This is a genomic window from Burkholderia sp. KCJ3K979, from assembly GCF_016759955.1.
Lineage (GTDB): Bacteria > Pseudomonadota > Gammaproteobacteria > Burkholderiales > Burkholderiaceae > Burkholderia > Burkholderia orbicola.
The window spans coordinates 1-8359 of record NZ_JACFYV010000262.1 but is presented as its reverse complement, the minus strand read 5'-3'; the positions used below and the strand labels follow the sequence as shown (position 1 = coordinate 8359).

General features: G+C 68.8%; 8 protein-coding genes. All 8 read right to left on the bottom strand.

The window, feature by feature from the left end:
- On the bottom strand, positions 1 to 1134 hold a 1134-nt coding region (locus H3O04_RS31680; RefSeq protein ID WP_202589196.1), incomplete at its 3' end, for an ABC transporter ATP-binding protein.
- Positions 1135 to 1137: 3 nt separating this feature from the next.
- Complete coding sequence (locus H3O04_RS31675; RefSeq protein ID WP_023474892.1) at positions 1138 to 2172, bottom strand: NAD(P)-dependent alcohol dehydrogenase; 1035 nt, start codon at positions 2170 to 2172, stop codon at positions 1138 to 1140.
- Between the two features lie 10 nt (positions 2173 to 2182).
- The gene (locus tag H3O04_RS31670) at positions 2183 to 3010 is read right to left on the bottom strand and encodes a carbohydrate ABC transporter permease (protein WP_023474891.1); all 828 of its coding nucleotides are present in this window, start codon (positions 3008 to 3010) and stop codon (positions 2183 to 2185) included.
- Positions 2998 to 3957: a carbohydrate ABC transporter permease gene (locus tag H3O04_RS31665; protein WP_023474890.1), complete on the bottom strand. Its 960-nt coding sequence runs from the start codon at positions 3955 to 3957 to the stop codon at positions 2998 to 3000. Before H3O04_RS31665 ends, H3O04_RS31670 begins: the two co-directional genes overlap by 13 nt.
- Positions 3941 to 5206, bottom strand: a complete 1266-nt coding sequence (locus tag H3O04_RS31660) for an ABC transporter substrate-binding protein (RefSeq protein ID WP_237666506.1) — start codon at positions 5204 to 5206, stop codon at positions 3941 to 3943. The genes H3O04_RS31665 and H3O04_RS31660 overlap by 17 nt, the downstream gene beginning before the upstream one ends.
- A 297-nt stretch (positions 5207 to 5503) precedes the next feature.
- Positions 5504 to 6589 carry an ATP-binding protein gene (locus tag H3O04_RS31655; protein ID WP_202589195.1) on the bottom strand — a complete coding sequence of 362 codons (1086 nt, stop codon included), beginning with the start codon at positions 6587 to 6589 and terminating at the stop codon, positions 5504 to 5506.
- Positions 6586 to 7323, bottom strand: coding sequence for a response regulator (locus H3O04_RS31650; protein ID WP_023474887.1), 738 nt, complete (start codon positions 7321 to 7323; stop codon positions 6586 to 6588). Before H3O04_RS31650 ends, H3O04_RS31655 begins: the two co-directional genes overlap by 4 nt.
- A 122-nt stretch (positions 7324 to 7445) precedes the next feature.
- Positions 7446 to 8327, bottom strand: a complete 882-nt coding sequence (gene hchA / locus H3O04_RS31645; protein ID WP_011548634.1) for a glyoxalase III HchA — start codon at positions 8325 to 8327, stop codon at positions 7446 to 7448.
- Positions 8328 to 8359 lie beyond the last annotated feature (32 nt).

Sequence of the window (8359 nt, the reverse complement as noted above, 5' to 3'; positions counted from 1 at the left end):
CGGCGGCACCGCGTGCGCGATCGGGTTCGCATCCGGCAGCGTGACGTTGCGCTCGGTGCCGGCGTCGAACAGATGCAGGGCTTCTTCGTCGAAGCGAAACGCTACCACGGCGCCGGGCGCCGGGGCCATCGGGGCCGGCACGAGGGCCGCGCACGGCTGGCCGCGCCAGTCCAGCGTGACGAGGGCCTCGGCGCCGAGCAGCTCGACGAGCTCGACCGTGCCGGTCAGCGTGAGCACGGCCGGGGTCGGATCGCCTTCGGCGACGAGCCGCAGGTGGTTCGGGCGGATCGCCGCCTTCACCTGCTGACCGTCGTGCAGGCGCGCGAAGCGCGGTGACGCGAGCGGCCAGCGCGCGCCGTTGCAGTCGACCCACACGTTCGCGCCGACGCGCTCGATCGTCCCGTCCGCGAAGTTCATCGCGGGCGTGCCGACGAACCCGGCGGCGAACACCGTGTGCGGCTGGCCGTACAGCTCGGCGGGCGTGCCGATCTGCTCGATGTGGCCGCCGCGCATCAGCACGACGCGGTCGGCGAGCGTCATCGCCTCGAGCTGATCGTGCGTGACGTACAGCGTGGTGGTCTTCAGTTGCCGGTGCAGCCGCTTGATGTCGGCGCGCAACTGCGTGCGCAGCTTCGCGTCGAGGTTCGACAGCGGCTCGTCGAACAGGAACACGGCGGGCGTCTTGATCATCGCGCGCGCGATCGCCGCGCGCTGCTGCTGGCCGCCCGACATCGCGCGCGGGCGGCGGTCGAGCAGCGTGTCGAGGCTCAGGATGCGCGCGACGTCGCGCACGCGGCGCTCGATCTCGTCGGCCGGCACCTTCAGCCGCCGCAGGCCGAACGCGATGTTGTCGTACACCGTCATGTGCGGGTACAGCGCGTAGTTCTGGAACACCATCGCGACATTGCGCTCGCGCGACGGCAGGTCGTTGACGACCGCGTCGCCGATCACGAGCTCGCCGCCGGTGATCGCCTCGAGGCCCGCGATCATCCGCAGCATCGTCGACTTGCCGCAGCCGGACGGGCCGAGCAGCACGATGAATTCGCCGTCGGCGATCTCGAGGTCGAGCGGATGCAGCACGGCGGGGCCGCCGTCGTAGTGCTTCGACAAAGCCTTGCAGGTGATCTGGGCCATAACTCAATCCATTTCGATCTGAATCTTGACGTCGCGCGGGTGCCCGCTCGCCGCTTCCTCGAACGCGCGCACGCCTTCGGAAAACGGAAACGTGCGCGAGATGAACGGCTTCACGTCGATCGCGCCGGACGCGATCAGCGCGAGCGCGCGCGGGAAGATGTTCGCGTAGCGGAACACCGATTCGATGCGGCCTTCCTTCGCCTGCAGCGCGACGACGTCGAGCGGCACCGGCGCGACCGGCATCCCGATCAGCACCGTGCAGCCGCCCGGGCACATCAGGTCGACGAGGCCCGCATACGCGTTCGCGCTGCCGCTCGCCTCGAACACGACGTCCGCGCCCCAGCCGCCGGACGCCTCGGCCACCGCGTCGGCGAGCGGCCGCGTACGCACGTCGACGGTCGTGACGGCCGGGTTGCCGGCGAACAGCGCGAGCTTGTCCGGCACGACGTCGGCGAGGATCACGCGTGCGGCGCCGCCGGCGAGCGCGGCGAGCGCCGTCATCGCGCCGATCGTGCCGGCGCCGATCACGACGGCAAGGTCGCCCGGCTTCATCGCCGCCTTCTTCGCGGCCTGCAGGCCGATCGACAGCGGCTCGACGATCGCGCCTTCGGCGAACGACACGTTGTCGGGCAGCCGGTACGTGAACGCGGCCGGATGCACGACGAACGGCGTCAGGCAGCCGTGGATCGGCGGCGTCGCCCAGAAGCGCACGTCGGGATCGAGGTTGTAGAGGCCGCGCAGCGTCGCGGGCGAATCGAGGCGCGGCACGCCGGGCTCCATGCATACGCGGTCGCCGACGCGCAGGTGCGTGACGTCGGCGCCCGTCTCGACGACGGTGCCGGACGCTTCATGGCCGAGCACCATCGGCGCGTCGACGCGGAACGGGCCGATCCCGCCGTGCACGTAGTAATGCACGTCGCTGCCGCAGACGCCGACCGTATGCACCTTGATCCGGACGTCGCCGGGGCCGACCGCTTGCGGCAGGTCGATGTCGCGCAGCGCGAGCTCGCGCGTGCGTTCGAGTACGAGCGCTTTCAACGTGTTCTCCTTATTTTCCCTTGACCATCGAATTGAGCAGCCGGCTCAGCATGCCGACGAAAACGAGCGGCGGCAGCGCGAGCAGCACCGTCGACGCGTTGATCACGCCCCACGGCACTTCCTGGCCGAGCGACGTGAACGCGGACGCGACCACCGGCAGCGTCGCGCTGCGCGACGACGTGAGGGCGAGCGCGATCATCAGTTCGTTCCACACCAGCACGAAGCTGAACACGATGCCGCCGAGCAGCGTGCTCGCGCACACCGGCAGCGCGATATGCCAGAACACCGCGTACGGGCCGTAGCCGTCGAGCGCGGCGGCTTCCTCGATCTCGCGCGGCAGCCGGCGGAACACGGGGATCGACAGCCACGTGATGGTCGACAGCGTGACGAGCAGGTACGTGACGATCATCGACAGCTTCGTGTCGTACAGCCCGAGATCGACCCAGATCGCGATCAGCGGCAGCGCGACCGCGACGGGTGGCAGGAAGCGCAGCGACAGCAGGAAGAACTGGATGTCGCGCTTGCCGCGTATCGGGTAGCGCGCGATCGCATACGCGGCCGGCACGCCGAGCACGGCGCCGATCAGCACGGCCGCGCCGACGATCGCGATGCTGTTGCCGAGCCCGATCAGCACCTCGGGGCTCGACAGCACCTGTTCGTAGTTCGCGAGCGTCGGCGTGAAGAAGAAGCGCGGCGTCGGCGTGACGATGTCGAGCAGGTGCTTGAGCGAGTTGAGCACGGCCCAGAACAGCGGGAACGCGGCGACGAGCAGGATCGCACCGGCGATCGCGACAGTCGAAACGTTGGCGGCACCGCGGCGGGCCATCAGTCGTCCCATTTGTTGACCCTCTTCCAGATGAGCGTGAAGACGAGCGTGGTCGCGACCATCATCAGCACGGCCATGCCGGACGCATACGACACCTTGCCGGCGAGGCCGATGCCCTGCTGGTACGCGTAGAGATCGAGCGTCTCGGTCGCGATGCCGGGGCCGCCCTTGGTCATCACGTAGATCAGGTCGAACGAGCGTAGCGACTCGACCATCTTGATGAACACGAGGCTCACGAGCGGCGCCTTCAGCATCGGCAGCGCGATGTACGCATGTACCTGCCAGGTCGTCGCGTAGTCGAGCCGCGCGGCTTCGAGCGGCTCTGGCGGCAGCGTCTCCAGCAGCTTCAGGATCACGACCGCGAAGAACAGCCCCCACTGCCACACGTCGACGAGCGCGACCGCGTACAGCGCGAGATGCGGATCGGCGAGAAACGCGGTGTGCTCGACGCCGAGCGCGCCGAGCAGCCAGCTCAGGATGCCGGTGAGTGGCGCGTACATGAACTTCCAGATGAACGCGGCCGACACGCGCGGCAGCAGCACCGGCATGATCAGCACCAGCGACGCGAAGCGGCGCCAGCGGCCGTGCACGCGCTCGAACAGGAACACCGCGAGCGCGATCCCGACCAGCACCGCGCCCGCGACCGTGACGACTTCCCACAGCACCGATACCTCGATCGCGTTCAGGAAGCGCCGGTCCGACGCGAGCCGGACGAAGTTGCGCAGGCCGACGTATTCGCTGTCCGGGTAGCGCAGCACGCGGTTGCGCAGCGCGAGGTTGACCGCGGCGATCGTCGGGACGAGGCTCAGGACCGCGAGCAGCGCGAGCGTCGGCGCGAGGAACACCCACGGCAGGCTCGTGCGATCGCGGCGCGCGCGGCCGCGCCGGGCCGACGGTGCGGAAGGGGCCGGGCGGACGCCGAGCGCGCGTCCGCCGGCGCCGTCATTTGCGAGTGCCATGTTCGAGCGCGTCCTTCGCGTACTGGTCCGCTTCGTCGAGCGTGCCGCGGATGTCCGTCTGCGTGCCGGTGAACACCTGTTCGAGCGCGATGCCGAGGTTGTCGCCGATATCCGGCCACTGCGGCGTGCGCCAGATCGTCACCTGCGTGACGGGGTTCGTGTCGTTCAGGCCGGCCTGGATCTGCGGCGCGACGTGCTGCTTGAAGTACGGGCTGGCGATCGTGCTCGAGCGGTTGTAGTCGCTGAACACGCCGTTGCGCAGCCGCGCCTGCTCCTGGTCCTTGCTGGTCGCCCACGCGATGAAGCGGCCGGCGGCCATCCGCGTGCAGTCGTCCTTCGCGCCGACCGCCGAGATCGCGAAGCCGTGGCCGTACGCGGCCGACGGCAGCGGCGCGGGCGGGCGCGTGTAGCCGACCTTGCCGGCCACGCTCGACTTGCTCGCGTCTTCCATCCAGTCCGCGAACGGCGTCGATTCGATCATGAACGCGACCTTGCCCGAGCGGAACGCTTCGAGCGCGTTGCTCCAGTCGTAGGTCGCCGAGCCTGGCGGCGCGTACTTGAACAGGTCGCTGTAGAGCTGCGTGGCCTTCACCGCGGCCGGCGAGTCGAACGCGGGCTGGCCGCCCTTGTCGGTCCATGTGCCGCCCATGCCGAGCATGAACGGCGACCAGCGCCACACGTTCATCCCCGAGCCGCGCTGGCCGCGTGCGACCCAGCCGTACAGCTTCGGCGGCGCGTTGAGCTGCTTGATCGCGGCGACGAGCTGGTCGAGCGTCTTCGGCACCGGGATGTGCGCGGCGTCGAGCAGGTCGCGGCGGTAGAACAGGAAGTCGCCGCCGCCGATGAGCGGCGCGAAGTACGCGACGCCGTTGTAGCTCGCGACCGCGCGGCGGCCGGGCAGGAAGTCGTCGTAGTCGTATTCCTTCGGGTAGTACTTGAGGAGCGGCACGATCCAGTTGGCCGACGCGAATTCGGCGACGTTCGCCTCGTCGACGTAGTAGATCTGGTAGGAACCGGCGCCGGTCGACGCGTCGAGCCGCGATTTCGCGCGGCGGTCGTTCTCGCCGAAATAGCTGATCTCGACCTTCGTGCCGTTCTTCTTCTCGTAGTCGGCCAGCGATTTCTCCATCACCGACAGGCCGAGGCTCTTCTGCGCGAGCACGCGGAGGGTCGGCACCTTGCAGGTTTGCGCGGCCGCGACGCCCGGCAGACAGGCGCCGAGCAGCACGCCGGCTGCGACGATTCGCATCTTGTTCACCCGTGTCTCCTTGATTCTGCTTGTTCGAATGCCGCCGATGACGGCAGGGACAATGGTGTGACGCGGGCGATGCGATCACCACATCAAAAGAGTTCGTGAGCCGATACTTTTTGCTCACGGCGGGTCGTGCGGTGCACAAAATGTGGTGGTCGGGGTGCGAGGCGGGCGGCGACGGGTGCTTTCTCGCCGCGCCGTGTATCTGGGGGAGATGCACGGGCTCGGCCCGCCGCTCGACCAGGTCGGGCGCGAACCGCGTGCGTGAGGGCGTAGCGGCGTAACGGCGTCGGGTTACGCCGGGAACCGCTCGCTTTCGGGCGCCGGCACGAGATCGTCCGGCCACCGCACCTCGAATCGCGTGCCGCCGGCGCCGGTCGGCACGCACAGCGCTGCGCCGCGATGGGCATGCGCGATCGCCGCGACGACGGCGAGCCCGAGGCCCGTGCCGCCGGGTTGCGACTCGTCGACGCGCCGGAACGCCTGGAACACGTGCGGCGCGAACTCGGCCGGGATACCGGGGCCGTCGTCCTCGACGCGCAGCCGGCACATGCCGTCTTCGATGCGGGTCTGGATCCGGATCGCGCCGGGCACCGCGTGGCGGCGTGCGTTTTCCAGCAACGCGAGCAACGCCTGGCGGATGCGCACCGGGTCGCAGCACATGCGCCGCGGGTCGAGATCGAGCACCGGATGCTGGCCGGCGGCCTGCAGCGCGTGCGCGAACACGTCGACCACGGCGCGCACCTCGGCGGCCAGGTCGGTGTCGCGGATCTCGATGCTCAGATGGCCGCTGTCGGCGAGGCTGACCACGCGCAGATCCTCGATCAGCCGCGTCAGCCCTTCGACCTGCACGAGCAGGCTGCGGTACAGCGCATCGCTCGGCGTGAACACGCCTTCGGCGAGCCCCTGCAAGCGCCCGCGCAGCACGGTCACGGGCGTGCGCAGCTCGTGCGCGATCGCCGCATTCCAGAAGGTTTGCTCGTCGGTCACGCGCTGCAGCTCGCTCGCGAGCGCGTTGAAGTTGTCGGCGAGCAGCGCAGCTTCCTTCAACGAACGATCGCCGGCGACCGCGCGCGCCCCGAGATCGCCCCGCGCGACGCGGCGGATGCTGTCCGTCACCGAATTCAGCGGCACGAGGATGCGGCGCGACAGGTTGATCGCAACGACGACCGCGATCAGCAGGCCGACCAGTGTGGTCGAGATGATCCATACCCACTCTGGCCCGCTCGGGAGCCAGCTCTCCGGCTTGAACGACTGCGGCGAGTACTGGTACAGCAGGTAGTAGAACGCATAGGCCGTCACGACGATCAGCACCGTGATGCCGAAGGCGATCGCGCCCATCGTCAGCGCGATCTGGCGGCTCAGGCCGTCGAGTCTCACTCGCCGCTCCACAGTTTGTAGCCGACGCCGCGCACGCTGGCCGGCACGCCCGCGACGCCGAGATCGTCGAGTTTCTTGCGCAGCTTGCTGACGTGGCTGTCGACCGTGCGTTCCAGCGCGTCGCCTTCGGGCAGGCAGGTCGCCATCAGTTCGGCGCGGCTGAACACGCGGCGCGGCGCGCGTGCGAGCTGCGCGAGCAGCTTGAATTCGGTGAGGGTCAGCACGAGCGTGTGGCGCGCGCCGTCGACTTCGACCGTCGCTTCGTGGTGCTCGAGATCGATCTCGAACGGCGCGGCGCGCAGCACGCGCTGCTCTTCCTGGCGCGAGCCGGCCATCGACCGGCGCAGCACGGCCTGCGCCCGCGCGACGACTTCGGCCGGGTTGAACGGCTTGACCACGTAGTCGTCGGCGCCGATGCGCAGCCCGGTCAGCTTGTCGATGTCCTGATCGAGCGCGGTCAGCATGATGACCGGCGTGTCGCCGCGATGGCGAATCTCGGCGAGCACTTTCCAGCCGTCGACGTGCGGCATCTGCACGTCGAGCAGCACGAGGTCGGGCTTCAGCGACAGGTGGAGTTCGAGCGCGCGGCGGCCGTCGGCGGCGTGCACGGTGCGCAGGCCGTTGCGCGCGAAATAGGCGGTCAGGATCTCGGCGATCTCGGGTTCGTCCTCGGCGATGAGGACGAGCGCTTGCGCGCCTTGGCCGGCGCCGTGAGATGAAGAAAATTCGGGCATGGCCACTCGTTCGGATTCAGCGGGGTTCCATCGAATCGCCATACTACCGTACGGCTCTGGCGGTCGAATGGAGACGGGCGGCCACGCCCCGGCGAGACGCCGCGCCAGGGCGGCGCGTACCGTCAGTGCCCGACTTCCTTCAGCAGCGCGGCGGCCGCGAGCTTGCCGATGCCGTTCGACGCGAGCGGGCTGTCGCCCGTGATCAGTTTGCGGTCCTGATGGCAGCGGCCGGTCATGTCCTTGTTCAGCACGCGCGCGCCGAGCTTTTCGAGGCTCTGCGCGACGAGCCACGGCAGCGGGCCCGGCATGTAGCCGATGTCGAGATTCGGCCCCGTGTCGAGCGCATCCGGAAACACGCAGAGCTCGTAGTCCTTGAACGGGTAGTCCTCAGGATCTTCGTCGACGGCGGCCGACAGCAGGCATGCGGGCCCGTGACACAGCGTGATGATGTGCCGGTCCTGGTCGAGCGCCCAGCGCAGCGTGCGCTTGACGTCCTTGCTGTGCGGAATGCCGGCAAGCACGCCGTGGCCGCCGGGAATGAACACCGCGATATACGGCGAATCGGCGCCGGGATGCTGGTCGAGCACGTCGGACAGCTTGAGCGGCGTCTTCAGCTTCGGCAGGTACTTGCGGTAGGTGCTCTGCACGGCCTCGTCATCGCTCGGCATCGCCCAGAGTTCGAGCTTGGCCGGATTGCCCGACAGCGTCGCGATGTCGATCTCGAAGCCGGCCTTGTCCATGTGGTGCATCGGCAGCAGCATCTCGACCGGATGGTTGCCGGTCGAGAACATCTTGCCGTTCGTCATCAGGATGTAGCGCTCGTCGGTCGCGATCATCAGGACCTTCCACTTGCCGCCGGTGTACGGATTCGGGTAATCGGCGCCGTCGAAGTCGGTCTTCGACGACGTGTACTGCGACAGCGAATACGGCGACGGGAAATACGCGTTGTTCTCCGCCGGGTCGGCGGCGGGCGTGCGGTCCGTCTGCGTCGTGTCGGAAGTCATGGCTGCTCCTTGCTCGGGGGATGGGTTCGGAT